The organism is Citrobacter sp. CK198, assembly GCF_030333295.1.
GTDB classification, from domain to species: Bacteria; Pseudomonadota; Gammaproteobacteria; order Enterobacterales; family Enterobacteriaceae; genus Citrobacter_B; species Citrobacter_B koseri.
This window is the reverse complement of sequence record NZ_JAOWGE010000032.1, coordinates 17,701-42,839: the sequence shown is the minus strand read 5'-3', so window position 1 is coordinate 42,839 and position 25,139 is coordinate 17,701. Positions and strand designations below refer to the sequence as shown.

Below are 25,139 nucleotides of genomic sequence, written 5' to 3'. Positions count from 1 at the left end.
CGTCAGCACTGGCCTTTGACAACCTGCTGCAGCTGGGTCATCAGGCGGCGCAGATAGGCGTCGGTCAGGTGGGTGCTGTCCGGTGAGCTGTAGGTGACCTTCAGGCGGCTGCCGGCTCCGGACTTCTCTACTTCCAGCATCAGGCGGTCATTATCCTTCCACTCCTGCCCCATTTTGTAGTAACTGCCCTTTTGTGCTGCCCATTCTGGTCGCGCTTCGTCAATAGCGCCGGCGCTCCAGTCGCCATACTGATCGCGCTTACGGAGACTTTCCAGCTCATCAGTGGAGATAAACTGATAGTGACTTTTCAGTCGGGCTGCTGCGGTATCAACATCCACCGGAAGTACATAGGTATGCTGCACGTCCTGACGAGGACCGGTAGCACTGGCCCTCGTCATCCAGGGCATTCCACCGGAATCTGAACTCGCCCCCGAACCACTGGCAATAGACTGTGCAGCATCGCTAATCTTCTGATTCCACGCGGTCACATCGGACATCGAACACCCCGACAGAAGAAAACCTCCGAACAGGCTTAGGACAACCGTGGAGCGTAAGGACTTCAGACTGTCATTACTCATGCAGAGCCTCCTTTAGCCGGACGAAGTGGAGGTGAAAATGCAGATCGTTTAGCTCCGCTCATGATGTCAGCATCAGGCTGCCCCAGGCGTTTTACAGCATCAATGCCGGCAGGGGTTTGCAGGCGAATATCATCACGCATCACTGCGACCGAGCGATATTGCTGAACAACACCATAAACCTGGCGGACCCAGTGCCCGCCCTGGCTCAGTAACTCATCACGTTTTTGACGGGAAATCAGTCCATAGTGCCAGGCCTGGAAGGCTTTCATCGCCAGTTGGTCAAACCCAACAAGCAACCAAACGCAACGATAACCCAGTGGCGTTCGGCTAAAAACACCGATGTTCAGAGGAGAAACCGACGAGACCTCTGACATTGATACTTGTCCAGGCAAACTGGACAAGGTTGTGTCCAGATCGGCAACGGCCGATTGCAGCCGTCCGGTACCGCGCTCGATCGCTTCCTCAAGTAACAACATGGCATGGTCGGCGTAAGGGTTATCATTGTTTGAATCCGCATTGATTTTGCCGGCTCGCGCAATCACCTGCGGCATACCGACGATTTGGGGTTTATTGGTTTCTTTATCGCGCTGGCGCCCTTCCCACAGCAGGATGGCATATTGGGTGTGTAACTGTACGGTCAGCGTGGACTTGAGGGCCCCAGCCCTGGGCTGTGCTGGCTTGCGCTGTGCTCTTTCGGTCGTGTCTGCCATTTGCGGCTCCTTCTCCTGTTGAGGATATATCTCATGTGTCTGGCTTGAGATAGTCTCGGCAGCACCTTATTCCAGCAATCCAAAACTCTTTTTGTTCTCTAAATAAAAACGGTTATGCATATCACACACCGGGGCTACTGTTGACACTGTCAACACCGGTCGCTTTTTGAGCACTGTTGACACTGTCAACACCGGTCACTTTCTGAACAGTGTTGACACTGAACCTTTTTAACTTTGCTGGCACTGCCAGCATCAGAAACCTTCAAATCTCGCTCCACTGTGAGATTCATTTCCCGTTCCTGGCTCGGGCCATCCCCTGGCGCAGCTTTGCCACCAGGGCAGTGACATGCTCTCGGGTTGCAACCTGTCCAGGTGCTTTTCGTGGAGGCTCAACAGGACGAACTGGACGGTGTGCTGGGACCGTTTTTTCTGGCTTTGGGGACGTTGTAGTGGGAAACAAAGCCCCATTACGAGCACGCTTCATCATGCTGAACAGCCACCCGGTCGGGTTACTCACCTCACCACGGGCCAGCGCTATACTCAGACTCTCCAGAACCTGACAGGCCATTTCCGCCGGCAAGGCCTGTAACTGGGTATGGATTTGCTGCAGATCAACCTCAGGTATGCGTTGCTGTAACACTTCGGGTAAGCGCGGTACGTACGTTTTTTTATTCACACTTTGTGTGAAGGAACGTACGTTACAGTTCGGTTTCGAATTTTTTATGTAACTTATTGATTTTATACTGAGTTCGGAATCCAAACTCCGCACCATCTTACCCTGCGCTCCCCCCAGTTCGGAATCCGAACTCGGCTTAGATTGACTGAGTTCGGTATCCGAACCGGGGGATTTTTCACTGAATTCGGTTACCGAACTGCCGGCATTGTCTCCACGGTGCGCCATATCCGCAGCCATTTGTTGGGGGGTCTGTGGTGCGCCCAGCCGCTGTGCCATCATGTTCAGTTGCGAGTGATAGTGGCGCATCGCCGGGTCGTTACGGATGTCAGACAGCACTGACCAGGCCGTCTGACTGACAGCCCGATTCCTGTGCTGGCAGGCCGCCGCGACCGTATCAAGCCAGGTCGGATCAAGGCTTTCAGCATCACAGGCTGAAAGCGGCTCGTCATGCTGCGCGTACACATTACCGCGCACCCGGCCCCTAGCATCGCGAACGCGACGGCACAGGCTTAGCCAACCGGTCAGGCGCAACATCAGCAAAACACGGCTGACCGTCTCGCGAGACGCCTTCCCTTTGAACGGCGACGCTAACTGGAGTTGCAGTTCGTCGTAGGTAGGAAACATTGCGCCCTGGTTTTGTTGGTTCTGTTGGGCATAGAGGCGGATCATCATCCACGCGACTTTATCTAAGGGGGCCAGGCGCGTGTCGAGCATCAACCGGCGCGGAACTGCGTCGTGCACATTCCCCATAAACAGGAGACCACTGCGCAGGTTTGTCACATCGGCTGCACCGGTCTGAGTATCATCGCATATTCGCTCAGCCAGCCAGGCATTCATCTGCTCAATCGTAGCGGTGATCAGGCTGTCATCAGGTCTTTTGCTTATGCTCATCGAATTTGCGCATCCTTATCCTGTCGGCCCACGCCTTATTGGCGTGGCCACAATCATTTGTCGTGCAACACCGCTGAACGTCCCCAACGGCACTCAGGCCTGTGTCCGACAGGCAGGCACAGGGTGAATGTCATCATTTCCATAATTCATTGTTGTAGCGTTCGTGGGTCAGCAACTCCCAATCCACGCCACTGTTGCGGCTCAATAGCCGCCAGCTGTCACCAATATTGATCTTCATCCAAGCACGGCCGCAGCGGTGCTTGCCTTTCACGTGGAGCGCCTTGTAATTCCTGGCGCCCTGACGAAAACGTCTCACCTGCTCCTGCGCCTTTTCCTGGCAGGCTCGAGGGGCCGAACGCGGGGCATAGAGCCCCGGCATTAACACAATGGGTTTCATGCCGACCTCCTTACTGGCTCCTTCGCGGCAACACTTTGACGCACGGCAAGGATCGCCTTACGCGCAGTTTGCGTCTTCGGGACGTCAAAACTCCTGACCGCATGCCAGACAGCGGTTAACGACACATCCATTTGTTCAGCTGCCAGCATCATGACGTCCAGACCGTCCGCACTGGAGACATCCTCAATGTCGGCTTTCTGCCACTGGCGCCACAACGACGCATTGTCCTCATCACTGAGCGTCGAACAGCGACCCTGCCGAATTTGAATCCCCGTCATGCGCCGTCGTGCGGAGACCTCGACGCTGGACAGCCCGAAGAAATGCTGCATCATCTCAATAGAGCCACCCAGCGCCAGCGCACGATCAATACGCTGCATCCGCTGCTGTTCCCGGCGAGATTGCTGCAGCATCAACGCGAAATTTTCATGATGGATTTGGAACGTAAGCACTGAGACGGAGCTGTTCAGCAGGTAATACAAATCATCGACGGTCAGACCGTTGAGCATCTGCATTTCCTCGGGCGTGAGTCCGAGTGACTCACAACGCCGGATATAACCGGACTTGAGCTCCATGACGAGCTGAGTGAGCAGGCTGTTTGTCGCCTGCGATAAACTGTTACTCATGATTACCCCCCCAGGTCAACCAATTAATAAGTGAACCAATGAATAAGGCCAGCAACCGCCCAACCAGAAAAATCAGTAAAAAAGGCAACAATAAAATTTTGTCCTTACCCTTGATAAGATTCTTTAAATCCATGTTTCGAAAACCCACCATCACAAGAAAAACCATTGAAATACAGATAATTGCGAGCTCATAACTCATCATTAATCCTCGCCGACGCTGTAGCCAATGCCTGCAGGTCCAGATCCATTAACCCCGTGATGCAGCCGTGCGTTTTGTCCTGCCAGATAGCCCTGACAACGCGCAATAGCGTCACCACGACACCGTTTCACCGAACGGTTCTCCAGCGCGGTCATACCCTGCTGCTCAGACCAGACAGACATTAGCGCCTGCTCATGTTCCGACACGCTGAAAACCTCAACAATCCGGCGAACGCCTTCGACCCAACCGGCGCGGAACTGCTCGGCACGAGCCCGACGCGTCGCCATTTTCAGGCGCTTATCCTGGGTCCTCAGGTAGGCAGTAGTAGCGTCTTTAAGTTGGCGACTCAATACATCAAAGGCATAGGCAGCAACGGCTGGACGTTCACTGAATCCGTAGAACGTGACGTTGCGGCGCAGCAACCCGCTCCGGCTTTCGAGGGAAGAAAAATAAGGGCGACAGCCAAACGCGTGGGCGACAGTCCAGGTCAGCCGGGACATCCACCACGGTATTTTGTTCCATGACTGAGATGGAGCTGCCTGAGTAGGTACCTGCTGAATGGAGGAAATGTTCGCCTCGAGCTCGGTGATACCGTACTTCACCATCAGTTTCTGAGCGCGGGACAATGCCAGCCCCGCTTCATGGGCATTACTGTTGCTCTGGGCGAGTTCAAGAAGTTTGCGGACCAGTTTCACCAGCCGTGCTTGTCGTTGCGAATCGCTCATCCGTTGTTCTCCTTGTTGTTGGCCAGTACCCCATAGACGACGCGCGAAATCGCGCTGAGGCTATCCGAATATTCGGAGGCATTTGATCGGTTTATCAGTAAGTTGCATATCTCCAAAAGAACACTCAGGCCCATTTTGGTATAACCAGCAGTAATCGCTCTGACCGCCAGCAACTCCGCCACCATCTCATGCTCATCCTGCCCGGCAGACGGGTCTGCCAAAATGGCCTGTAAACGTTCAATAGCGACTGTCATGTATCCTCTCCAGTGTCAGTGTCTACATTACGCTGCAGTTCACGCAGCCGGCGAAGAACGCGAACAAGGCGAAGAAACTTCACGGCATAGACATCATCAAGCAGCGGGAAACCGCCGCCATCAGCAGTGCCAATCAGTGTTTCGCTTAATAAACAGGTATTGATCGCTGTTGTTGTTCCTGTCAGTGAGAGCAGAAAGGCGGTGAATGGGGATGGCTGCGCGGTGGCCAGACCGTACCCAGCCGCAAGCAGTGTGCTCTTGTCGTCCTTGAGCTCAGCTTCGCAACCGTTCAGTTCGGCAAGTTCGAAGGCCAGGCGATAGGCCATTCCCTGCAGGTGTTCGATGTCATCCTGCAGCATCGGAATAACCCAGATAGAGGTCACGGGCTCAAGTCCTGCTTCAGCGAACACAACGTTCGATGCCCCTGCGTCCGGGGTAGTTTCTACCGCGACAGAGCCAGGCTGTGCAGGTAGCGCTGTCCCTGCGGTCTCTTCGGTCTCTCCTCTGCGGGTATCTGATGGGGAATACTCGTCAATATCTCCGGACAGGACCGGCGGCGCGCCATATAGATCATGTTGGGTTTCAATGCGCGGTGACCCGGAAGAAATAGACTCAGCATCGAATGAGTCCACTGCGCCTTCCTGTTCGTCCAGTGCGCTACTAAGCGTCAAAGCCGACGTACCCGGTACAGGCGCATCAGAGGAAGATGGCATAATCACGCCACCGCCATCAACGGGTGATTCAACCTTTGTCTGAACGGCGAAATTAGAGGCGCTTTGAAGTTGCTTCAATTCACCAAGCTGTTGCCGGCGATTCTGTTCTTTTGGATCCAGCTCGATGAGCCAACGATCATAATTCAGAGATGGGTGTGGGAGAGCTTTAACTAAGGCACCAATTAACTCATCACGGAACATTTCCAGTGAATATGCTTCGGGATCATCAAAATGTTCACAAACTGCCCCGAATACCTCCTCAAATTCTTTAATTGCCGCGTTGTCTGAGAAAAAGCTATCCCATGTTTTGTGTGCATTAACTCGTAACAACAATAAATGTTGTATTTGGGGTCTTCCTAAACCCGATTTAAGCAGATTCGGCATATGGGGATACAAATACTGGATCGTATCTTCCATGCGGCTAATGTTCGAAAAATGAACCGGGTAACCTTCTTGCCCCAATAGGGTGGAAAGCTCTCGCAAAGAGACCTTCTTACCCAAATTTTCTTCGAAAAACTCCCTCGCCCTTTTGATTCCTAAAGCCTTTTCTATAAAGCTCAGTTCGCCTCGAACTTCATTCTCAGCCAAGTGACCAATCAAACACGAAAGGCGACCAGGCCACGGTTTAAACATGCAGGAAATACGGAAAAACCGTTCATCCCCCGTTTCATGCCACAGTTCCGACAAAATTTGAAGGCGGGTATTTCCTCCGTCACTAAAGAAGAAGCCCAGCTCAGGACGTTCAGGATCTGCGGTGATTTTAGGTACCGTATCCAGGCCACGCACCCGCACTGAAGCTTTGATTTCCTCATACCGCGGGTTCCGGGAAGTTCTTGGGTTATCAGGGAAAGGACTGACGTCATCCAGAGTCAGCACCATAGGGATTTCAGAGGTTAATTGAACAAGCTCTACGTTCTCAGACTTATCCGTACCTAAAGCAGTTTTCCCCTGCTGGAGCAATGCGCTACCCAGGTCAATATTTTTGGTATTGATACGTCCCATGATTACGCCCCTCCCTGAAATTGAGGCATGACCAAATCACGGAATGCCGTATATTGCTGCTCGTACTGAACGCGCACCATGCCGGTTGGTCCCTGCCGCTGCTTGCCAAAAATAATCTCGGCGGTGCCGGCATCCTCAGAATCTGGGTAATACACCTCGTCCCGGTAAATAAAGGCAATTACATCGGCATCCTGCTCCAGTGCACCGGAGTCGCGCAGGTCACTGTTCATCGGTCGTTTGTCAGCCCGTTGTTCAAGCGTCCGATTCAGCTGCGACAGCGCCAACACTGGGCATTGTGTGTCTTTGGCCAGCGCCTTCAGATTGCGGGAGATTTCCGAGATTTCCTGTGTGCGGTTTTCAAAATCAGGCGCCCGCATCAGTTGCAGATAATCGACCATGATGAGGGCCGGCCGACCATACAAGCGGGTATAACGACGTACGAGCGAACGCAACTGTGCAGGCGTCAGCGCGGACGTGTCATCAATTATCAGACGGTCATTCCAGGCCGTCATAATCCCCATGGCGTCGGAAATTCGCGCCCAATGTTCATCCTCAAGCTGACCATTGCGGAACAGGGTCAAATCCACCCTGCCCAACATCGCCAGGAAGCGCTGCAGCAATTGCTCTCGCGGCATCTCAAGGCTGAAGCAGAATACCGGCCGATCAGTACCTTCCAGCGCACCGACGCAACACGCCAGTGAAAATGCGGTTTTACCCATACTTGGCCGCGCGGCCAGCAGAGTCAGCTCTCCATCCTGCAGACCACAAGTGATCTCATCGACCAATGACAAGCCTGTTGGGGTTCCGGTCACACCGGTTCCTCCAGTGACGCTTTCCAGCCGGTTGGCGACTGCTTCCAAGCCATCAATCAGGCAGACATTTTGCCGGGTATACACCTGCTCCGATAGCTCCAGGAGTTGCTTCTCTACCCGCTCTGTCAACAGTTCAGATTTTGCCTGCGGGGCTACGGCTTCGGCACTTAACGCTCGCCCCAGATCCAGCAGACGACGAAGTCTGCTGCGCTCTGCGACAATGTTGGCATACGCTTCGATGTTCGCTGCACTCGGTGTGTTTTTGGACATCTCAGCGAGATAAGCGAAACCACCAACCTGCTTAAGCATATTGTTCTTTTCAAGCGACTCGGACAGCGTAATCAGATCGATAGGCTGGTTTACCGCCACCAGTTGCCCCATCGCCTGGAAAACACGGCGATGGGACGAGATATAAAAATCAGCATCACGCAGGACGGACACCACGTCGTCCCAGCGCGCGTTCTCCAACATCAGCCCGCCCAGTACGGCTTGCTCAGCATCGACAGAGTGAGGAATTTTCATCTCAGTCATGACGCACCTCCGGTTTATCGCCGTCGGCAGTCAGTGAGTGATTAAGGAATGCTGGGCAATGAGAACACACGCCCAGCCCCGTTTCGCGGTTGACCTTGAGCCAGCTGCAGGACATACGATTTTCGTCAACACAGGCATAACCGTCAGTACAGCCGCAGCCGATGCAGGTCGCTCCTTTCAACTCAACATTCAACTCTTTATCACCGCATAAATACTCAAGCACTGCGGCCGCCTCCAGTGGTGCCTCAGCCATTTCCTGTAGGCATTCAGCATCGTAAAAACTATCTGAATGGTTGGCCTGTACCATCATCAGTTCATACATGTTCAGCATGCGACGCAGTGCATTCCCTGCGGTTTCTACGTAGCCGTTAAGAACATTAATGTGTGCCAGTAGCAGCGGTGCAGCGATAGCTAATTGTGCATTGGCTTTTTGCTCTTCAAGGCTCACTTCACGGCTGCCGCCTTCATCCGACCAGTGTTGCAATCCGAGCTTTTCCCAGTCGGGGACTATCGCGACGTTGGGAATTTCCAAGTGCTCAAAACCATTGGCGTCTACCACAGTGATGGCGTCGCCATAGAGGTCAAGAACCGCCCAAGGCGCTGGCGCAATCAACTGTCGCTGTTCATTCAGCAAGGCGATAAGTTGTTCGATATTCATTGATTTGCCTCCTGACGCATAGCATCGAAATCAGGAGTCCAGTCCGGGAACAGCTCGCAGGCCAGGTCATACATGGTGTCTGCTGCGGCGAGCGTGGAGGTGCGCGTGGTGGTTTTTTCCAGGCGGTGAACAGGCTGCCCAGAGGCATGGCCAAGTTTGTAGATTTCCAGCTTGGGAATGATGGTATTAAGGAGGGAGACGTCAAAAGCGTCAGCGCGCAGGTACTGGTCGTTCTCAATGATTCCGCGCAGGCTGTCCAGTGTCTGCCAGTCCAGGTTGGTGTATTCCATGCAGTTGGTCAGTATTCGCACTTGAGGCATGGCAATGCCGTAGCAAGTCAGTGGGAGGAGCCCTTCCATCAGCCCCAGCGTGCCGCGTAAAAACTCACGGGTGTCAGGCAGGATTGGCTTGATGACACCGACTGCAAACGAGGAGCTGGCAATCAGGATAAGCTCCAGCATGATGGATGCTGCACCCTTGGAGTCGATGATGATGGCATCGTAACTTTGGAATAAGGGATGCTGTAGAACATTGCGCAGACGCATGCGGCCGTCCGGGGCATGCAACATAGCTGAAGAGAGGCGGTCATGCGGATCGTTGGAAACGATGATGTCCAGATTCTTGATAACTGAACGGGAAATAATTTGGTCAACCCGCGACAAATCAACGGTCTTCATCAGGAGCTCAAACAAACCGTTAGGCGCTTCGTATTCCAGGGAGAATATGCTGCTGGCGGTAGGTTGGGAATGATCGCCATCGATAAGGAGGACTTTTTTACCGGCATCGGCCAGGAATCCGGCCAGGTTGGCGCTTTGAGTGGATTTTCCTTCGCCCCCTTTTGTGGAAATTACAGGGACAATTCGCGCTTTGTGTTGAGTCTTGGTAACAACGTTATCCATGGGCACACTCGAATAAAATTATTCGATATGCACAGCAGCAACAGTATAATTACAAATGTTACTATTTAACTTGCAATCAACGATCGGATTGAAAATCCCCGTGTCCTTGGTTCGATTCCGAGTCCGGGCACCACTTTCTTGCTTGTTTTGCGCGTTTCTATGAATCTCTATATGTAGCGGGTTCAATAAGTTAGCGGAAAACTCTTCCCAGCGGATATCTATTTATCTGTCTGTATCTGGGGCTTTTGGTGGTCAACCTGGTTCGATAAAGGAATGCCCCCCCAAATGGCATTAACCGATAAACAAGTCCGCAGTGCAAAACCCTCTGATAAACCCTACAAGCTCGTTAACACGCTCGATTTGTATCTTCCCGGTTCCCTTATCTGGTATCTCAAATATCGTTTTGAGGGAAAAGAATCAAGAGTGCCACTCGGTTCTTATCCCGAAACCTCACCCGCCCTTGCCCGCGAAAAACGCAATGCCACTAAACGGATACTAAAATCAGGTTTAAATCCTTCACAACAGTGTCGGTCTGAAAAAATCATTGTTGATGAATCTCTGACGTTTCAGTATATCGCCACCCTGTGGCATACCGATTGCCTGAGACTTGTAATGGCTCAGTAATTCCGGACACCTCAATAGCCTGTTAATTGTAACAACAGTAAATTGAGGTAAGCGAATAATGACCCAACGTAAACAAACCAAACGCCGTTTTTCTCCCGAATTTAAGCTCGAAGCGATTGAACAGGTTGTTAAATATCAACAGTCTGCTGTTGAGGTCGCTCATACTCTTGAACCAGACCCCAGCCAATTACGTAAATGGATACGTCAGTATTAGGCCGAAGTGAGTGACGTGACGCCGGATAATCCTGCTCTGACGTCCGAGCAACGTGAAATCCAGTCACTGAGGGCGCGAATTAAGAGACCAGAAATGGAAAAAGAAATACTAAAGCAGGCAGCCGTGTTGATGAGCGAAATACCCGTCAAATCTATGCATTAATCACACGGCTGAAAGCAAAATGGCCGGTGATTGAGTTGTGTCGTCTGCTGAAAATAACGCGTAGCGTTTACTATGCATCGCTAAAGCGGTCGGTCGATATAAGCCGACTGCATCTGAGAAGCCGTTTGCGGGAGTTACATCAACAGAGCCGGGGGTCAGCCGGAAATCGAACTCTGAGTCTGCTAATGCGTCGCTCCGGTTATAACGTGGGACGTTGGCTGGCTCGTAGGTTGATGCAAGAATGTGGTCTGGAGAGCCGCCAACCAGGGAAACATCGCTACCGAAACGTCGGGGAAGAAACATCTGCCTCCCCGAACTTGCTGAAACGGCAGTTCACACCGACGCAAGCAAATCGGGTCTGGAGTGGCAATATCAGCTATATCAAGGTAAGTGGTGGTTGGTGCTATCCGGTGCTGGTTATAGACCTTTATTCACGCAGGATTGTGGGTCTCGTCGCCAGATGCATAGCTGGTTTGCCGAGCAATACGTAATGCACTGGAAACTCGCCAGCGCGATGGGCGTCTGATTTTTCATTCGGATCAGGGGGCAATACAGGAGTAAGAAATACAGACAGCTCTTGTGGAGAAATTGCGTGATACAAAGTATGAGCCGCCGGGGAAACTGCCTGGATAACTCGCCGATGGAGAGAGTGTTCCGTAGTCTAAAGAACGAGTGGGCTCCCGCTGTCGGCTACATGACACTGCAACATGCTCTCAGTGATATCAGGACGTAGATACCGAGTATTGAGGTGCGCTTTTGTGCGCGGGTATCTGTCACCAGTACAACCGTGTTATAGTCAATATTCAGCGTCTGGCTGCTCAGGTCGGTCAGTTCATCCTGAATATGCTCCTGTGAGAATCCCGTTGTCGGGCCATTAAACGATGTTAGCGCCATCACGAAAACATCATCGTAATTCGGATTACAGGTAATACGAGGATTTAAATCAAATGCCCACAGTTGATCCAGTGCAACAGGCATGAGTATGCCCTGATCAATGTTCATCATTATGATCCTGAATAAGTCAGTGAGTAACAGAAAGACGGTCAGCGACTGTTTATTTTCGCATTAATCTAACCATCAATCTCCGATTCAAGCCAGACCACACTGGCAGGCCCAATCCTGACGGATTTGAGGAAATGTCCCGTTTTCATGTAGGCGTAAACCTGAGAACGCTTGAGACCGATTTTATCCAGAACCTGTCGCAATCGCAGGAATCGATGAGAAACCAATCAAAAATAAACAGAAAATATCAAATTAGATCATTTCATTTGATTCATGAATATAAAAACAATTCTCCTAAAATTATCAACAACAGGATATAGTCATAACAACAACCAGAGCTTTATAATTACATCCACATCTAACATCCATTTTCAGGAAAATATATGAAAATCTGTTCAATGATATGTTTATGCGCCGCAATATTTTTATTGAGTGCCTGTATCCATTCCCCAATTGATGCAAATAAAAAATCCCTACCCAGAACGGAGAGTGGCATCAGTAAAAATACTCCCAATCAGTTAACAGATAAAGATATCTTCGGCAACGAGACCACGCTTGCCGTTTCAGAAGAAGATATCCAGGCCGCACTGGATGGTGAGAAATTCAGCGTCCCGCTGAACTCTGCCGTCATTCTGGTCCAGTCTGGCAATCGTGCACCAGAAATGATCATGCAGCAGGAAATGAATCGCTATTATCGGATATCAACATTTTCAGGTATCCCCGACAGGCAAAAAGCTATTTCCTGTAATAAGGTGAAAAACGAAGAAGGAGAAGCCGTCAACAGCGAAAATATGAATTATATGCAAGCCCTACGTTATATTGCGGCAAAAGGACAACAAAAGGCGATCATTGTTTACTGGGATACGCTACAACTGGGGAAGTATAATACTGCGACAAAAACCACTATCTGGTCGGATTTCCGAAACGAAACGTTGTCTGATTCAGTCTCGTTGCGCTACCTGGTGCGTTTCGCCCTCGTGGATGTGGCGACGGGCGAATGGGCAACCTGGTCTCCTGTTAACTACGAAGATAATATTCTCCAGCCACTCACCGGAAAAACACCGATCACAGAACAGCAGATCGCTCAGTTAAAGCAAAAAACCTTTGCCACAGTGATTAAAGACCTGGCAAACCGCTATCAGTAATTAACACCTTCACTTCGCCTGCCGCCAATAATTTGTGGCGGCAAAATTTCCTGTTCTCTGAGCCATCTCTTTTTCCAGACCAGAAGCCATGCCAGCGTCCACTCCACAAATGGGCACGAACTTGCCGCCCACTCACAGCACTGACCGTAGCATCATCGAATGCCGCTCCGTATCCTCACCGACAGTCCAGTACCGAGGCCATTCGCCGGAAGAAGTCTGAATCCCTTTTTAGTTTTCACCAGTTTTGGGCGAGTCGGGTACGTACCAGGTTGACACTCACTGTCAATATGCATCCCTGGGGGTCTCACATAGATACACCATTCAGGAATGGCGCAGAAAGATATCCACAGGGGTGCTTCAGACAAGGGCGTGTCGGTCAGTGTGTTTAATACTAACCGATGCAGGGTATAAATCCCTTTGCTGTAGCGCCAAGCTCCCGGTACCGAAAATTTCTGTAGTTCCTGCCAGAGTTCATGCGTGAAGGAAATATCCGGTTTGTCCATAAACAGCAGCATCCAGTATTTTATGGGTAAAAAACACCAGTGCGGCCAGTCAGGGATGTCTTTCCCCCTCAGTAATCTTACTTTTTCAATGTTTGCTGCGACATTAAGATATTTTTTGCAGAAAATATCAGAAATCAAGACTGGATCATTCTTATAATAAACCACAATTATCTCCTGTGTTTACGCTACCCGTTCAGATAAACAGGAGTAATCATGATAAATGCCTTCGATCCAGTAATTGTTACCTGATTCTTGCGTCAACATTGTCAGAAGAGAGCGTTTACGTTTCTGGAAGAGGAGAAAGAGTACCATCTTCAGGATCATTAATATCCGACTTCATCTTATGTGTTTTTTTACCCACGGAGACACTGAATAATCTGGGTTGTGTTTGTGGATCGCCCGAGCAACTTCCACCGTGTTTTTCAACGACATTAACTACATCCACACCCGGTTCATTGTCTGGTATATAAAGGTAATCCGTACATTCCGGAGATACAAGAAGCTTTTTCTCTTCAAGCGTCTTCTTGACCAGTTGCATAATCGGTGGTAACTCGGCTGAAAATGCATTTGCAGTTAAAGCCATATAGCTAAGCAATGTTATAAATATAGACTTTTTCATTTTCACTCCAACATACTAAAGTAATGCAGTGGATTAATATAACACATGGATACTCCCCCCCCCACACAGTATCATAATCTTTTATTCCGGTAGTTCTAATAATGTTAACTATGTTCTTTTCATAAGCAGGATTTGTGGCATACCCTGCTTTAGCAATCTCATGTATAAATTCTCAGGATCATTCGGATAAGAAAATGCAGCTGCATAACGCTTGTTAACACTAAGGAATCGACCATAATCATCAGCTGATTGCTCTAAAGAATCGTAAGAGCGAAAACTGTCCTTAATCTTTACTGATTGTCATCATAATTTTCATGTGTTGTAAATGTTATTGACTTACCTTCCGGAGATTTTCCTTTCACACCAAAATATGCTCCGCCTTTCGCCTTACGTCCCCAGCCTGATTCAAATGCGCCTTGAGCAATAGTCACCTCTATCGGAACTCCCCAGTTACGTTTAACATTAATGGCCGCAGGTAATGCCCTGTTTATCCATGCAGATTTAATTGCCGGTAAGGGCAATGACACTCGCTGTGCTAATTGTTGAAGCTGATTGCTATCCGGTACTACCACGGCCTGCTTCTGATGAGTTGAAGCACTATGATAAGCCACAGCATTCGCCTGATTTAACCTTCTGAAGGTTGGACCATGCAGGTTAACGATGGCATCAGCGTGAGGCAAATGAACGAAGTTTGTCTGAAAGTAAACTAACCTGGAAAATGTCTTAGGCCCCCATAACCCGTCTTCTTTCAGCGATTCCATCTTATCGTCACGAATAGCTCTGTCAGTAGCATCTGAATTTTTTTGACGTCACCAATATTATTTGGCTGACTAACACCCACCGCCCTGCTAATTCTCAATTTCATACGATACGACCTCCTTTGCATTTTCAATTATTCACGCTAAAAAAGTCGCGCCTCCCACAGACTGTACGCACTGGTTCCGGCAATACAGTGTTCCTGGGTAATACTTTCATAGGTCAGTGATACTGACTCTTCCGGTTGCCCCTCGCTGTTGGTGATTGTGTGTGGCACATTATGTGCAATACTGGCGATGTGGGCGTTAATCAGCTTCACTTTGTAATACAGTTCATTAATGCCGAAGCGGTTGGTACGGTAATACTCAAAGTCACAGGTCAGACACTCATTTTCGCTGATGGCTTTAGTCAGTAATGGGGAGGACTTGTCCACCGGCTTCTGGATCACCAGCGTCTGATGATTGACGTTCTGTGCACGAGTCAGTCCGTGGGACAAACCCAGCACCATAATCTGATCCATATGCGTAATCTGCGCTTTGTTGCCAATAGAGGCCATAGAAGAGCAGCCAGCGGAGATCAGTCCCTGAAGATCTCCGTTCAGCGTCAGATAAACCGGATTTGCCATGATAAACTCCTTTGATTTCGTCGTTATTTTTCGGATTTGGTTTCAGTTGTCGTTTCCGGCATTCCGCCGTTTTTCAACAACAGCCAACGGCTTAACACGCCATCCAGCCGTTCATTAATCTGTTTTTCCAACGCCTCAGTATTCTGTCCCTGTGCGCGGGCGTCCTGGTACTGCGTCAGCAGGGATTCCAGCGGTGTTTCTTGCCCCAGCCCCCGCTCTGCCTGCCAGATAACATTCTTTATATAGGAAAGGGTCAGCCCCTCTTTCTCGCGCTGCATCACCAGGTCTGCAAAGGCATGTAAATTCTGGCGGGTCTGGAGCCAGCCGCGCAGTTGTGGACTGCCCTGTGCGCGGGTTCTCAGCGTTTCATTCCATTTCGCACTCGCCTGCTGTTGTTGCAGGCTCTCCGGCCAGCGGCTGTCGGCGGTACGGGCCATCTGCATACCCGTCTCCAGCAACTGCAATGGCGGGGTATCAGGAAGCTGTTGCAGCCGTTGCCCGTAACTGTCCAGGTCAGGTGATGTCAGCCAGACCGTTGCCGCGCCCTGTGCCGTATCCCTGACCTGTGCCAGTTGCCGCTGCATCGGGTACACCTGCCACCACCAGAGCGCGACGGCGATAACCGCGGTCACGATGAATCCCGCCATAAAACCTTTTACCAGGCTGCCCTGACCGGCGATACCGCCATTATCCGCCAGACCACGGACTTCCACCCGCATCTCCGGCAGCTCAGGGAGTGGAGAGACAGTCTCAGTGGCCGTGGGCGCGGTACTTTCCGGGGCATAGACCAGTGTTCTGACGGCGGTCTGTGTGGCGGCACCTGCATGATTCCGGGGTTGCGGCTCCAGCCGTTTGCGCGTGTTCTGCACAAAATACAGCAGGTTCTCCACGCGCGGCTGGCGCCTCAGCTCCACCTGCTGGAGCTTGTCACAGATAAGCTGTAAGGCCCGCTCGGTGCGGTACAGCAGCGGCAGGTCGTTTTCCGCAAAGGATGTCTGCTGACGCAGGATATTTCCGGTACGGGTGTTGAGCCAGTCCAGCATTTCGGTGCGTGCAGGCCCACCCTGCGGCCAGAATATGTCCCATTCATGGGTAATCATTGCCGCCAGCAGTTCGGCTCCTTCACAAAAACCGGCCAGCCCCTGCGTGCGGGTACGCGCCAGGGTGTAGTAGGTAGCCGTGTGCAAATCCACACCGTTGGCCTTAAAAATGGTCAGCGCCAGCGATTCCACCAGCCTCCAGTTCATTTCCGGTTGCGACGGGTGGCTGGCCTTGTTGATTTCCTCGCGAACAGCAATGAACTCCGGCAGATTGCGCGGATCGCTGCCTGTCACGATAGTTTGGGTCAGTATATCGTTGCTCATCCCGCCTCCTCAGTACAGCGTATCCGACAGCCGAAACTGGCTGAACAGCCCGCCGCTGAACGGGTTGTCTTCGGTATCAGCGTGTATCCGGTAGACCATCTCGCCGCCGTCCACATTAAAGCGCACGCTGAACGTTCCCTCGTCCACGCTGGTTAACTGACCGGCCCCGAACAGGCGGAACTGCGCCCACGGCCCACTGAAGCTGATGCTGCGTGGAGCACCACCGCTGACACCAACCAGCGTCAGTTTGCTTTCATTGCCCTCGCGCATGTTGTTCGGCCAGACCAGGTGCGCGGTGTAGTTACGCCCCTGACTGTAATCGACTAACTGACCGTCGAGGTTCAGTACGCTGCGGCGTTTGTTCCCGGAAAGCGAAACGGTCTCCACCGCAAATGAGGTACCCAGCCCGTTCTGTTTGCTGAAGAAGATGTCGCGGATTTTTTGCGCCCTCTCAAGCTGGTTACGGATATCCTCACGAATAATCACGGCGTTATCGCCGTCTTCCAGACTCAGGTCGTTTTCCATAAACAGTTTCAGGTTCTGCTGATAAAAGGTATCCAGCACGCCATCCGGTTTAAAGAATCTTTCAAAAGCGTCCAGCGACGCATCCTGTGATGAACGCGGATTAAATGGATAATTGCCAGCCAGCTGTTCATTGAACGGTTTCACCACACTGTCGCGCCAGTCAATTTCCATATAGTGCACCGCTTCCACCATCACCACATGCCAGGCCTGATCCGCCAGCTTGCCTACCCAGCGGTTAAGCGGCGCGGGCAGGGTTTTCGCCATTTGTCGCGTGGCAAATATAGGGTCACTGCTGTTCTGGTCAAGACGGAGCTGGACGGCTTTCAGCGCCGATTTCCCCGGCACCGGCGCATTCTGGATAGCCAGCAGGTAGCGGTGCAGTTCCGTTAACTGCTGATATACCGCCTGAAAGGTATTTTCCCTGTTATTCTGTACCGCCAGCGTGCTGTTTTCCGGCGCAAACTCATGGCCGAGACGCGTCAGCAAGCGGTAATCCGGCTCTGCCTGTGCGTCTTCACGCTCTTTATCAGAAAGTTTTTCAGAGAGAACCGCAGGCTGCGTGTTATCCCGCAGCGCCGTCAGCGCCCGCTGTAACGGCTGATCGCCGCTGATAATCTGCTCCAGTGCGCCGGTCAGTTGCGCAATGGACTCATAGTCACGCACGTTAAGGTTGTCCATTCCCGCCCGCCAGGTGGCGGTGTAGTCGCTGAGATACTGTTCGGTCAGCTGACGCTGGATTTCTGCCCGGTCGGCTTCGCTGTATTTCACACTGTGGGTCAGGTTCAGCACCCAGGAATCCATCGCCGTCAGCTCAATCAGCGCATCGCGCTGTTTGACAAAATAACTTTGCAGACCGTAACGGGTGAGGAACTGTGGAACCACCAGTTTGTTATCATCTGAGGAAACGAACACCTGTTCGAATGTCGGTCCAACCTGATCGCGCAGATTCAGATCAGCGGGCAGCACGCCCAGCGCCCGTGTTTTCAGGCTCTGGTATACGCGCTGGTAAACCGGCAGTTTACTCAGTTCATGCTGTGCATCGACGACCGGTTTATCATACGGCGTCCAGCGACTGATGGCGTCACCGTCGCCTGCTGCCCGCTCCGCGTGCCAGTCAGTATGCTTCAGTGCGTAGTCGAGGTGCGACATCAGTTGTGCCTGAATATCCCGCTGGCCGTGGAATTCACCGCTCCAGCGCTTCGCCATATACTGCTTCACCACCTCATCATTACGCCCGCTTTTGTCTTCCAGCATTCTCATGACACGCAGCACCGCAAGCTTTTCTTCGCTTTCCGGCGGGGCGGCATTCATCTCTTTGACCAGACCGTTAAACAGCGCAGGAAGGTAGCGTTGCTCCAGCAGTTGCAGATAAGTTTGTTCCACATACGGGCCGATACGCCTGCCCTGATACAGCCCCATATCGGCGAGGCGGCTGCGGTCATCCCAGTCGCCGTAGGCCAGCGTTGCGTCGCGCACCGGGTTAAGCAGCGGCAGTTGCAGATTACCGTAGTCATCCATCCCCTGTGGGGGAGTGATCGCCATAAACGCTTCTGCCTGTTTCAGCACCTGAACACCGGAGGCGTAGTTGTTATTGTAATAATGGTGCCAGCCGGTGATTAACAACAATGCCGCCACCCCACCCACGACGGAAAAAGCGGTCAGACGGCGACGGCTGCTTATCAGCCAGGCGCGGCTTTCTCCGGCCAGATTCGGCTCGGCCAGCAGTGCCTGTGGAAACAGATTACGGGTAAAGTAAGATGCGGTATCCACCAGCGGCCAGGCGCTCAGCGGACTGCCGTCCAGCCGGTACTGCCTGGCGGCAGACTGCGTAAAAAGATCATCCATCTGACCCCGTTGCAGCGACGAAGTCAGGTATACGCCGCGCAACATCACATCCATATTTTCACCGTCCAGCAGGCCGTCGAGCAGGGCTTTCAGGTCGTCCCGGCTCCCCTGTATCTGGCGGGAAAAACTGAACAGGGAACTGCGCATATGCGTCTGCGTGAGCATCAGATCCGGCATGGCGTGGTTCATTCGCTCACACCATGTCTGCCAGAAAGCATCCAGCTCTGCGCGCCAGTCCTCGTTTTCATGGGCGCGGCGGGTGAAGGTCACGCCCAGAATCGTATCGCGATCTTTTTTATCCAGTGACTGAAACAGGGCGGCAAAGCCGTGTAATAAATCCAGCCGCGTCAGCACCAGGTAAACCGGTAGCTGGCAGTGAAGGTGCTGGCGCACATCCTGCAACCGGCTGCGCAGCGTCTGTAGCAGATGTTCGCGGCGGCGTTTGTCAGCCGTCAACAGGTCGGGTAAGTCAAGAGTGATAATGATCCCGTTCAGCGGCTGGCGGGCGCGTTTTTCCACCAGCCAGTCCAGAACGTGCTCCCATAACCGACGGTGCAGGACATCAGCATCCGGCTGTTCGCAGAGTACGCCGTCAACATCAAAAATCACCGCCTGTTTGCCAACATGCGGCGTCAGGTACACACGTTGTTCTGCGCCGCGCACAGTTTCCAGCGTATAAATAACATCGGACGGAAAACCTTCCCGTAACAGTGCGGTTTTACCGCTTCCGGCAGGACCGATGACCATATACCACGGCAGTTGCCACAGGTAACGACGGTTATCGAGATGGCGTTGCAGGCGCAGCAGCCACCTGTCGAGGTAACGCTGTTGCGCATTCAGCTCAACACTTAGCGGGTCCTGCGCTTCCTCACGTTGCTGTTTTTGTTGATTCTCAAACTGTTGCAGGCGTTTCATCACCCGGACGGTAAGCCACCCCAGGGCGATAATTCCCCATGCCGCCGTCGCCAGCCAGCGGTTCGCCAGCGGTTTAAGCCACTGTTCGTCGTACAGTGACCATGTCGGGCCTTTCCACCAGATCCATACCAGCAGCACAATCCATGCCAACACCAGCAACCAAAACGCAGAGACCTTAAACCTTGGCATCGCGGGTCGCAGGACAGATCTCATGCCACTGAATATTCGGGGGGTCGGTAATCTCACAAAAACTCCTGTTATCTCTTACTGTTCTGCCGTGAACTTCTGTTCAAGCTGCTCAAGCAACGATGGCTCCCAGTCTGCCAGCGCCATCCGTAAGCCCGTCGTGAACAATATCCGGTACTGCTGCTGTGCCAGTGTGATCAGTCCGGCCTCTTCCATAAGCTGTGCGCCGGAATACTGCCGATAAAACTGATCGCGGGGGGAGCCTTCGGGCAGCGTATCCAGATACCGTAATGCTGCTTCCAGCCCCTGTTCAGTAAAACAGGCTCTGGCGGTCTGCCATTCCTCACCGGATTGCTGTGCTGATGCGGGCTGGCCGGAGGAAGCGGTGGCGGTAATCCACTGTTTTGTCTGGCTGCTGATAAAGGGCGTATGGTCGTTAAACAGTAGGGTGGAAAGCTGGGGCAGACGGGTAAGAAAGCCACCAGCTTCCTCACGGATAGCCTCTGCCACGGCGATGTAGCCCAGCCGCTGCGCAGCCTGTGCTGAAAGGTAATGACCGTCAAACCAGTAGGGCGCCAGAAGTACGCTTTTCTCTACCTGTTGCCACAACACCATATCGGCATTATTCAGGCGCGCCTGATAATCATCCATCATATCGACAGGGAATGCGGCCAGCGACGTGCGTCCGTTACTTTCAGCCTGCGGCGCGGAGGTAATTGCCAGCCACAGCGCATGGCGGCGCAGACGGTAGCCCAATGGGGCATCCGGCTGGCGTTCACATAAAATGGCGGCGACTTTCAGCAACGTATCGCGCCAGGTTTTGTCGTCATGGCTGTCGATATTCACCACCGGCGCGGAAGCTACCGGTGACGGCGTAGAGGCAGACGCTACAGGCGCGGCAGAAGGCTGCACAGACGTGACGGCAGATTGTGCAGAAACGGGCGTCGCGGCAGGTTCGCTGTCGCGAAACGCCCGCTGGTACAGCGCGGCAATATTGTCCGTTGCCTGCGCCAGTTCGACGGCGTTATTGCTCTGCCAGAGCAGCGCCAGTTTTGCCAACTCGCCCAGGAGCAGATCGCGTTGAGTGGTATTCGTCTGACGGGAAAACTCGCCAGCGCCTGCTTCAAAACGCTTTATGACCTGGGCGGCAAAACGTTTTTTGTGCGTCATACCCGGTGCCGCCACCGTCCAGTAATGCTCCACGTACAGCGCCAGTAAATGCAGCGCCAGCAACGGATCACCGGCATGTTGTAGCGTACGCAGCAGATGGGCCAGCAGGCGAAAATCCTTGCTTTCCGAGGCCAGAAGCACCAGCCCCCGGCGCTGAATTTCCGGGATATCAAGCTGGCTGTGAGCCAGCGAGCCGAGTTTGAGCATTTCGCCGTCGATATATTCCCAGTCAGGATTATCGTCTTTCAGCGCGCAGGCCAGTTTGTCTTCCGGCAGATTTTCCAGCAGGTGCGAAATCCAGATATCCGGATCACGTAAGTTCATAGTGTTACTCTCCTGCCCAGTGGCAGGCGTCGCGCAGCGGCGCGATGGTTTTCGCCAGCCCGTCAATGTTAAAGGTCAGTTTCCCGGCGGCGCTTTCCGTACCGGTGTCGATAGTCAGGGTCTTTGCGCCGAAAAGCTGTTTGATTTCGTCAATGCCGGATAAGCCCCGGCTGGACTCCAGCAGCGTGCCGTTCTCGCGGATAAACCAGCGCGACTGAAAACGTCCGGCGTCGGTGCTCAGCGTGACGGCGATGTCGTCAGGCGTCATGGTATGCGTCAGCGCCACCTGCATCCGGGTGATGTTGTCCACGCAACTGAACATCAGCACCGGACGCGGCGGCACGTTGCCGATGGCGGGCGTGGTGATAATTACCGTTGGCCGCTCTCCACCGCTGCTCTGCGTCATCATCAGTGTGGTGGAATTGTCCGGACGCTGCTTTTCCTGAGTGAAGGCCCGCTTCCAGGCTTCACCTTCATAACGGGCCTTTACCAGCGCGCCATCAAAACCGGGTTGCTCCGGTGCCAAGATATGGTCATAGCAGTCGAGACGCTCCAGCGCAGCAGGCTCCCGGCGACAGGCCATCATGGCCCTGAGCGTTGTCTGTGCGTAGGTTTCCGGCACCACAATCCCCGGCAGTACGGCAACCGCCTGTTTCGCAGGTGTTTCCGCCTGTACTGCGCCGGGGAATAATCCCGGCAGCAGCAGCATGATCAAGAGCATCTGCATTCTGCTCATAGAACGGTTTCGTCCTCTGTTTCCGGTTCTGACTGCATGTTTTCTACAAGGCTGTCATCCGGCGCATCTTCAACGTCAGCGGTAAACGCGCCGTTCGTCACGCCCAGCACGATACGGACAATGGCGACGTTCGCCGCCATTTTCTGCAACAGCAGCAGGGACAGTGGCGGGAGCATCTCGCCATCGATAACCGATTCCAGCATCCGCGCGCCGTTTTCGGCGCGGGTGACACGCTGCATGATTTCGTCGGTCACTTCCGGTTCAATCACCACCTCCGCACTGAAGCGGGCGCGTAGTACGTTGTCCAGCCGCGCCAGCTTCCCGGCAATAATGACGGAGAGCGTTTCACGCGACAGCGGTAGATACGGCACCACTTCCATGCGAGCCAGCAGCGCAGGTTTGAAGAAATCCGCCAGCACCGGGTACAGCGCGTCATGCATGGTTTCCGGGTTATCCGCATGTTCGACAATCACCTGATAACCAAGGTTGGAGGTGAGGAAAAAGACGATGTTTTTACAGTCAATTAGACGGCCTTCGCCATCGGCCATCTCGCCCTTGTCAAACGCCTGGTAGAACAGGTTGAGTACGTCCGGGTGGGCTTTTTCCACTTCGTCGAGCAGCACCACGGAATACGGTTTCTGACGAATCGCTTCGGTCAGCACGCCCCCCTCCCCGTAGCCAACATAGCCCGGCGGCGAACCAATCAGTCGCGAAACGGTGTGTTTCTCCTGGAACTCCGACATATTGATGGTGGTGAGGTACTGACGACCACCGTAGAGCAGCTCAGCCAATTGCAGCACGGTTTCGGTTTTGCCCACACCGCTGGGACCGGCCAGCAGGAACGCGCCGAGCGGCCGCCCCGGACGGCGCAGATCGGCGCGGGCGGTAAGCAGGTGTTTGTGCAGGTGCCCGATCGCCAGATCCTGGCCCTTGATGGTATCGCCCAGCCACTGAGGTAAGTCAGTAATCACTGACATTTCGTTCTGCGACAGGCGATTAAGCGGCACGCCTGTCCATTCGGCAATGACGGCGGCGATTTGCTTTTTATCAACGTGCGGAGAAACCAGCAGTTGCGTATGGTGCAGAATCTCCAGTTCAGCAGTTAGCTGTGCGAGACGGATGGCAGGAGGAATGCCAGGTGTCGCATCCGTCGGTTCTGCAACGGGTTCATCCGTTGATGCGGCGTTATCGTCAGAGTTCGGTAGCGTGATATCTTCACTACTGCTGGCTTCCGTTTCGTCCAGTAGCTCCTTACGCAGCGCAATAATTTCCTGAACCAGCGCCTGCTGCTGGTGCCATGCCGCTTCCAGTTCATCCAGTTCGGCCAGCGTTTCGTCATACTGAACGATAACGTCAGTCAGCCGTGAGGTATCCGACCGCAGGCCGATGCGGATCTCGCGCTCAAGCTGGCGCATTTCCGCCTCGCATTGGTGGCTTAAGGTGGTCAGCGCCGAAATTTGCTTCGGCGGCGACGAGAGGTTAATCGCCACCCGCGCGCAGGCGGTATCCAGCACATCGATGGCTTTATCCGGCAACTGACGACCAGAGAGGTAACGTTCGCTCAACGTCGCCGCGGCCTGTAACGCGTCATCGTCAATCAGCACGCCGTGGGACTGCTCATATACCGCCGACAGGCCGCGCAGGATAATGGTCGCCTCCGCCGCAGTCGGCTCACTCACCTTCACAAGCTGGAAACGGCGTGACAGTGCGGCGTCTTTCTCGAAGTATTTTTTGTACTCGCGCCAGGTGGTGGCGGCGATAGTTTTCAGCTCGCCGCGCGCAAGTGCCGGTTTCAGCAGGCCGGAGATATCCAGTCCGCCCTGCTGGTTACCCGCGCCAATCAGGGTGTGCGCCTCATCGATAAACAGAATGATCGGTTTCGGTGACTGACTCACTTCTGCCATCAGCCCCTTAAAGCGTTTTTCAAACTCGCCCTTCACCGATGCCCCTGCCTGCAATGCGCCGAGATCGAGCGTCATAATGTCGGTGTCGCGCAGTTTGTCCGGCACCTGGCCTGCGACAATGCGCAACGCCAGTCCTTCAATTAGCGCACTCTTACCGACACCCGCTTCGCCGACCACGACCGGGTTGTTTTTGCGGCGGCGACAGAGAATGTCGATCATCAGATCAATTTCATGGTCGCGGCACAGCACCGGATCAAGTTTGCCGTTGCAGGCGTCTGCAGTCATGTTTTTGGCATAACGACCAAGCAGACTGTCGCCGGTATCGGCTGTGGTGCCGACGGTCTGCCCGCCAGCGTCCGGTACGACTGACTCCGCCGACTCGCGCGTCCACTCGCCGAAGTCCTGTTGCAGGCGATCGCGGTTGATACCGGTGAGCAACCTGGCGGCGGCAGACGGGACATAGCGCAGCGGCGAATGCAGCAGAGCCAGCAGCAGTGTTCCACCGCGCAGCTCGCTATGCTGCATCTCGGCAGAGGCCAGCAGCCAGCCCTCTTTCAGCCACTCGACCAGCATCGGCGAAAATGCCGGATAACTGTCTGTCGCTCGCGCCGTCACGTAATTTTCTACCGTCAGCGCCCGGCGAAGCGCATTTGTGTCGATTTCTGCCCGCTCAGCAATCACCCTCACGTCACTGCGCACCGCTGCCAGCATCTGCAACAGCACATGCGCCACGGTGATTTCCGTTGCCTGCTGGCTCATACACTCTGCCGCCGCCGCCTCCAGCGCCTGCCGGGAAAACGGGTTAAGATGCTTAACCAGAGAGGTCAGATTAATCTGGATCATATGTCGTGT

Annotated in this window: 23 protein-coding genes and 2 pseudogenes; 3 read left to right on the top strand and 22 right to left on the bottom strand. The window is 53.3% G+C overall.

What is annotated here, in order from left to right; genetic code table 11:
- Positions 1-2: 2 nt before the first annotated feature.
- From OGY62_RS14695 to OGY62_RS14645, 11 genes are all read right to left on the bottom strand, one after another.
- Complete coding sequence (locus OGY62_RS14695) at positions 3-398, bottom strand: hypothetical protein (RefSeq protein ID WP_242450464.1); 396 nt, start codon at positions 396-398, stop codon at positions 3-5.
- 176 nt (positions 399-574) lie between these two features.
- Positions 575-1,288 carry a PFL_4669 family integrating conjugative element protein gene (locus OGY62_RS14690; protein WP_286460171.1) on the bottom strand — a complete coding sequence of 238 codons (714 nt, stop codon included), beginning with the start codon at positions 1,286-1,288 and terminating at the stop codon, positions 575-577.
- 286 nt (positions 1,289-1,574) lie between these two features.
- Positions 1,575-2,855 carry an STY4528 family pathogenicity island replication protein gene (locus OGY62_RS14685; protein WP_286460170.1) on the bottom strand — a complete coding sequence of 427 codons (1,281 nt, stop codon included), beginning with the start codon at positions 2,853-2,855 and terminating at the stop codon, positions 1,575-1,577.
- Positions 2,856-2,988: 133 nt separating this feature from the next.
- Entirely contained in the window at positions 2,989-3,252 is a 264-nt protein-coding gene (locus tag OGY62_RS14680) for a ParE family toxin-like protein (RefSeq protein WP_064290576.1), read from the bottom strand.
- A complete protein-coding gene (locus OGY62_RS14675) occupies positions 3,249-3,875 on the bottom strand; it encodes a DUF2857 domain-containing protein (RefSeq protein WP_064290575.1) in 627 nt (208 codons plus the stop codon). The genes OGY62_RS14680 and OGY62_RS14675 overlap by 4 nt, the downstream gene beginning before the upstream one ends.
- Positions 3,876-4,076: 201 nt before the next feature.
- A complete protein-coding gene (locus OGY62_RS14670) occupies positions 4,077-4,799 on the bottom strand; it encodes a DUF2786 domain-containing protein (protein ID WP_286460168.1) in 723 nt (240 codons plus the stop codon).
- The gene (locus OGY62_RS14665; RefSeq protein WP_064290572.1) at positions 4,796-5,053 is read right to left on the bottom strand and encodes a hypothetical protein; all 258 of its coding nucleotides are present in this window, start codon (positions 5,051-5,053) and stop codon (positions 4,796-4,798) included. The genes OGY62_RS14670 and OGY62_RS14665 overlap by 4 nt, the downstream gene beginning before the upstream one ends.
- The gene (locus OGY62_RS14660; RefSeq protein WP_286460166.1) at positions 5,050-6,768 is read right to left on the bottom strand and encodes a ParB family protein; all 1,719 of its coding nucleotides are present in this window, start codon (positions 6,766-6,768) and stop codon (positions 5,050-5,052) included. The genes OGY62_RS14665 and OGY62_RS14660 overlap by 4 nt, the downstream gene beginning before the upstream one ends.
- Positions 6,769-6,770: 2 nt before the next feature.
- Positions 6,771-8,111: an SPI-7-type island replicative DNA helicase gene (gene dnaB-PI / locus OGY62_RS14655; RefSeq protein WP_286460164.1), complete on the bottom strand. Its 1,341-nt coding sequence runs from the start codon at positions 8,109-8,111 to the stop codon at positions 6,771-6,773.
- Entirely contained in the window at positions 8,104-8,769 is a 666-nt protein-coding gene (locus OGY62_RS14650) for a hypothetical protein (RefSeq protein WP_286460162.1), read from the bottom strand. The genes dnaB-PI and OGY62_RS14650 overlap by 8 nt, the downstream gene beginning before the upstream one ends.
- Entirely contained in the window at positions 8,766-9,668 is a 903-nt protein-coding gene (locus OGY62_RS14645) for a ParA family protein (protein WP_064290568.1), read from the bottom strand. The genes OGY62_RS14650 and OGY62_RS14645 overlap by 4 nt, the downstream gene beginning before the upstream one ends.
- 285 nt (positions 9,669-9,953) lie before the next feature.
- Here OGY62_RS14645 and OGY62_RS14640 point away from each other — a divergent pair, with 285 nt between their 5' ends.
- Both OGY62_RS14640 and OGY62_RS14635 read left to right on the top strand, forming a co-directional pair.
- Positions 9,954-10,292: an Arm DNA-binding domain-containing protein gene (locus OGY62_RS14640; RefSeq protein ID WP_214143690.1), complete on the top strand. Its 339-nt coding sequence runs from the start codon at positions 9,954-9,956 to the stop codon at positions 10,290-10,292.
- A 58-nt stretch (positions 10,293-10,350) separates the two neighbouring features.
- Positions 10,351-11,392, top strand: a pseudogene (locus tag OGY62_RS14635) (IS3 family transposase); the annotation flags it as partial.
- Here OGY62_RS14635 and OGY62_RS14630 read toward each other — a convergent pair.
- Together OGY62_RS14630 and OGY62_RS14625 are read right to left on the bottom strand one after the other, a co-directional pair.
- Positions 11,359-11,673 carry a hypothetical protein gene (locus tag OGY62_RS14630; protein ID WP_125336793.1) on the bottom strand — a complete coding sequence of 105 codons (315 nt, stop codon included), beginning with the start codon at positions 11,671-11,673 and terminating at the stop codon, positions 11,359-11,361. The pseudogene OGY62_RS14635 and the gene OGY62_RS14630 sit on opposite strands and share 34 nt — an antisense overlap.
- Positions 11,674-11,738: 65 nt before the next feature.
- Positions 11,739-11,897: an AlpA family phage regulatory protein gene (locus tag OGY62_RS14625; RefSeq protein WP_072271835.1), complete on the bottom strand. Its 159-nt coding sequence runs from the start codon at positions 11,895-11,897 to the stop codon at positions 11,739-11,741.
- A 156-nt stretch (positions 11,898-12,053) separates the two neighbouring features.
- On the opposite strand from OGY62_RS14625, the gene OGY62_RS14620 reads away from it, so the two are divergent.
- On the top strand, positions 12,054-12,815 hold the full coding sequence (locus tag OGY62_RS14620) for a lipoprotein YafT (RefSeq protein ID WP_286460154.1): 762 nt from the start codon (positions 12,054-12,056) through the stop codon (positions 12,813-12,815).
- A 152-nt stretch (positions 12,816-12,967) separates the two neighbouring features.
- On the opposite strand, the gene OGY62_RS14615 is transcribed toward OGY62_RS14620, so the two are convergent.
- The 9 genes and pseudogenes from OGY62_RS14615 to tssH all read right to left on the bottom strand — a co-directional run bounded on the left by OGY62_RS14615 (position 12,968) and on the right by tssH (position 25,130).
- Positions 12,968-13,483 (bottom strand): hypothetical protein, encoded by a 516-nt coding sequence (locus OGY62_RS14615; protein WP_286460152.1) that lies wholly within the window; start codon positions 13,481-13,483, stop codon positions 12,968-12,970.
- A 115-nt stretch (positions 13,484-13,598) separates the two neighbouring features.
- The gene (locus OGY62_RS14610; protein WP_248623388.1) at positions 13,599-13,937 is read right to left on the bottom strand and encodes a hypothetical protein; all 339 of its coding nucleotides are present in this window, start codon (positions 13,935-13,937) and stop codon (positions 13,599-13,601) included.
- A 290-nt stretch (positions 13,938-14,227) separates the two neighbouring features.
- Positions 14,228-14,698 (bottom strand): glucosaminidase domain-containing protein, encoded by a 471-nt coding sequence (locus OGY62_RS14605; RefSeq protein WP_286460151.1) that lies wholly within the window; start codon positions 14,696-14,698, stop codon positions 14,228-14,230.
- Between the two features lie 140 nt (positions 14,699-14,838).
- Positions 14,839-15,318: an Hcp family type VI secretion system effector gene (locus OGY62_RS14600; RefSeq protein ID WP_058668084.1), complete on the bottom strand. Its 480-nt coding sequence runs from the start codon at positions 15,316-15,318 to the stop codon at positions 14,839-14,841.
- Positions 15,302-16,682, bottom strand: a pseudogene (locus OGY62_RS14595) (VasL domain-containing protein); the annotation flags it as partial. The pseudogene OGY62_RS14595 and the gene OGY62_RS14600, both read right to left, overlap by 17 nt.
- 9 nt (positions 16,683-16,691) lie before the next feature.
- Entirely contained in the window at positions 16,692-20,180 is a 3,489-nt protein-coding gene (gene tssM, locus OGY62_RS14590) for a type VI secretion system membrane subunit TssM (RefSeq protein ID WP_502873552.1), read from the bottom strand.
- Positions 20,181-20,231: 51 nt separating this feature from the next.
- On the bottom strand, positions 20,232-21,647 hold the full coding sequence (tssA, locus tag OGY62_RS14585; protein WP_058668087.1) for a type VI secretion system protein TssA: 1,416 nt from the start codon (positions 21,645-21,647) through the stop codon (positions 20,232-20,234).
- A 4-nt stretch (positions 21,648-21,651) separates the two neighbouring features.
- Entirely contained in the window at positions 21,652-22,383 is a 732-nt protein-coding gene (gene vasI, locus OGY62_RS14580) for a type VI secretion system-associated protein VasI (RefSeq protein WP_058668088.1), read from the bottom strand.
- Positions 22,380-25,130 (bottom strand): type VI secretion system ATPase TssH, encoded by a 2,751-nt coding sequence (gene tssH, locus OGY62_RS14575; protein WP_286460149.1) that lies wholly within the window; start codon positions 25,128-25,130, stop codon positions 22,380-22,382. The genes vasI and tssH overlap by 4 nt, the downstream gene beginning before the upstream one ends.
- Positions 25,131-25,139 lie beyond the last annotated feature (9 nt).

Coding starts and splice junctions, on each gene's coding strand:
- OGY62_RS14695 (WP_242450464.1), bottom strand. CDS start 398: ATGACGAGGGCCAGTGCTACCGGTCCTCGTCAGGACGTGCAGCATACC.
- OGY62_RS14690 (WP_286460171.1), bottom strand. CDS start 1,288: ATGGCAGACACGACCGAAAGAGCACAGCGCAAGCCAGCACAGCCCAGG.
- OGY62_RS14685 (WP_286460170.1), bottom strand. CDS start 2,855: ATGAGCATAAGCAAAAGACCTGATGACAGCCTGATCACCGCTACGATT.
- OGY62_RS14680 (WP_064290576.1), bottom strand. CDS start 3,252: ATGAAACCCATTGTGTTAATGCCGGGGCTCTATGCCCCGCGTTCGGCC.
- OGY62_RS14675 (WP_064290575.1), bottom strand. CDS start 3,875: ATGAGTAACAGTTTATCGCAGGCGACAAACAGCCTGCTCACTCAGCTC.
- OGY62_RS14670 (WP_286460168.1), bottom strand. CDS start 4,799: ATGAGCGATTCGCAACGACAAGCACGGCTGGTGAAACTGGTCCGCAAA.
- OGY62_RS14665 (WP_064290572.1), bottom strand. CDS start 5,053: ATGACAGTCGCTATTGAACGTTTACAGGCCATTTTGGCAGACCCGTCT.
- OGY62_RS14660 (WP_286460166.1), bottom strand. CDS start 6,768: ATGGGACGTATCAATACCAAAAATATTGACCTGGGTAGCGCATTGCTC.
- dnaB-PI (WP_286460164.1), bottom strand. CDS start 8,111: ATGACTGAGATGAAAATTCCTCACTCTGTCGATGCTGAGCAAGCCGTA.
- OGY62_RS14650 (WP_286460162.1), bottom strand. CDS start 8,769: ATGAATATCGAACAACTTATCGCCTTGCTGAATGAACAGCGACAGTTG.
- OGY62_RS14645 (WP_064290568.1), bottom strand. CDS start 9,668: ATGGATAACGTTGTTACCAAGACTCAACACAAAGCGCGAATTGTCCCT.
- OGY62_RS14640 (WP_214143690.1), top strand. CDS start 9,954: ATGGCATTAACCGATAAACAAGTCCGCAGTGCAAAACCCTCTGATAAA.
- OGY62_RS14630 (WP_125336793.1), bottom strand. CDS start 11,673: ATGATGAACATTGATCAGGGCATACTCATGCCTGTTGCACTGGATCAA.
- OGY62_RS14620 (WP_286460154.1), top strand. CDS start 12,054: ATGAAAATCTGTTCAATGATATGTTTATGCGCCGCAATATTTTTATTG.
- OGY62_RS14610 (WP_248623388.1), bottom strand. CDS start 13,937: ATGAAAAAGTCTATATTTATAACATTGCTTAGCTATATGGCTTTAACT.
- OGY62_RS14605 (WP_286460151.1), bottom strand. CDS start 14,698: ATGGAATCGCTGAAAGAAGACGGGTTATGGGGGCCTAAGACATTTTCC.
- OGY62_RS14600 (WP_058668084.1), bottom strand. CDS start 15,318: ATGGCAAATCCGGTTTATCTGACGCTGAACGGAGATCTTCAGGGACTG.
- tssM (WP_502873552.1), bottom strand. CDS start 20,180: ATGAGATCTGTCCTGCGACCCGCGATGCCAAGGTTTAAGGTCTCTGCG.
- tssA (WP_058668087.1), bottom strand. CDS start 21,647: ATGAACTTACGTGATCCGGATATCTGGATTTCGCACCTGCTGGAAAAT.
- vasI (WP_058668088.1), bottom strand. CDS start 22,383: ATGAGCAGAATGCAGATGCTCTTGATCATGCTGCTGCTGCCGGGATTA.
- tssH (WP_286460149.1), bottom strand. CDS start 25,130: ATGATCCAGATTAATCTGACCTCTCTGGTTAAGCATCTTAACCCGTTT.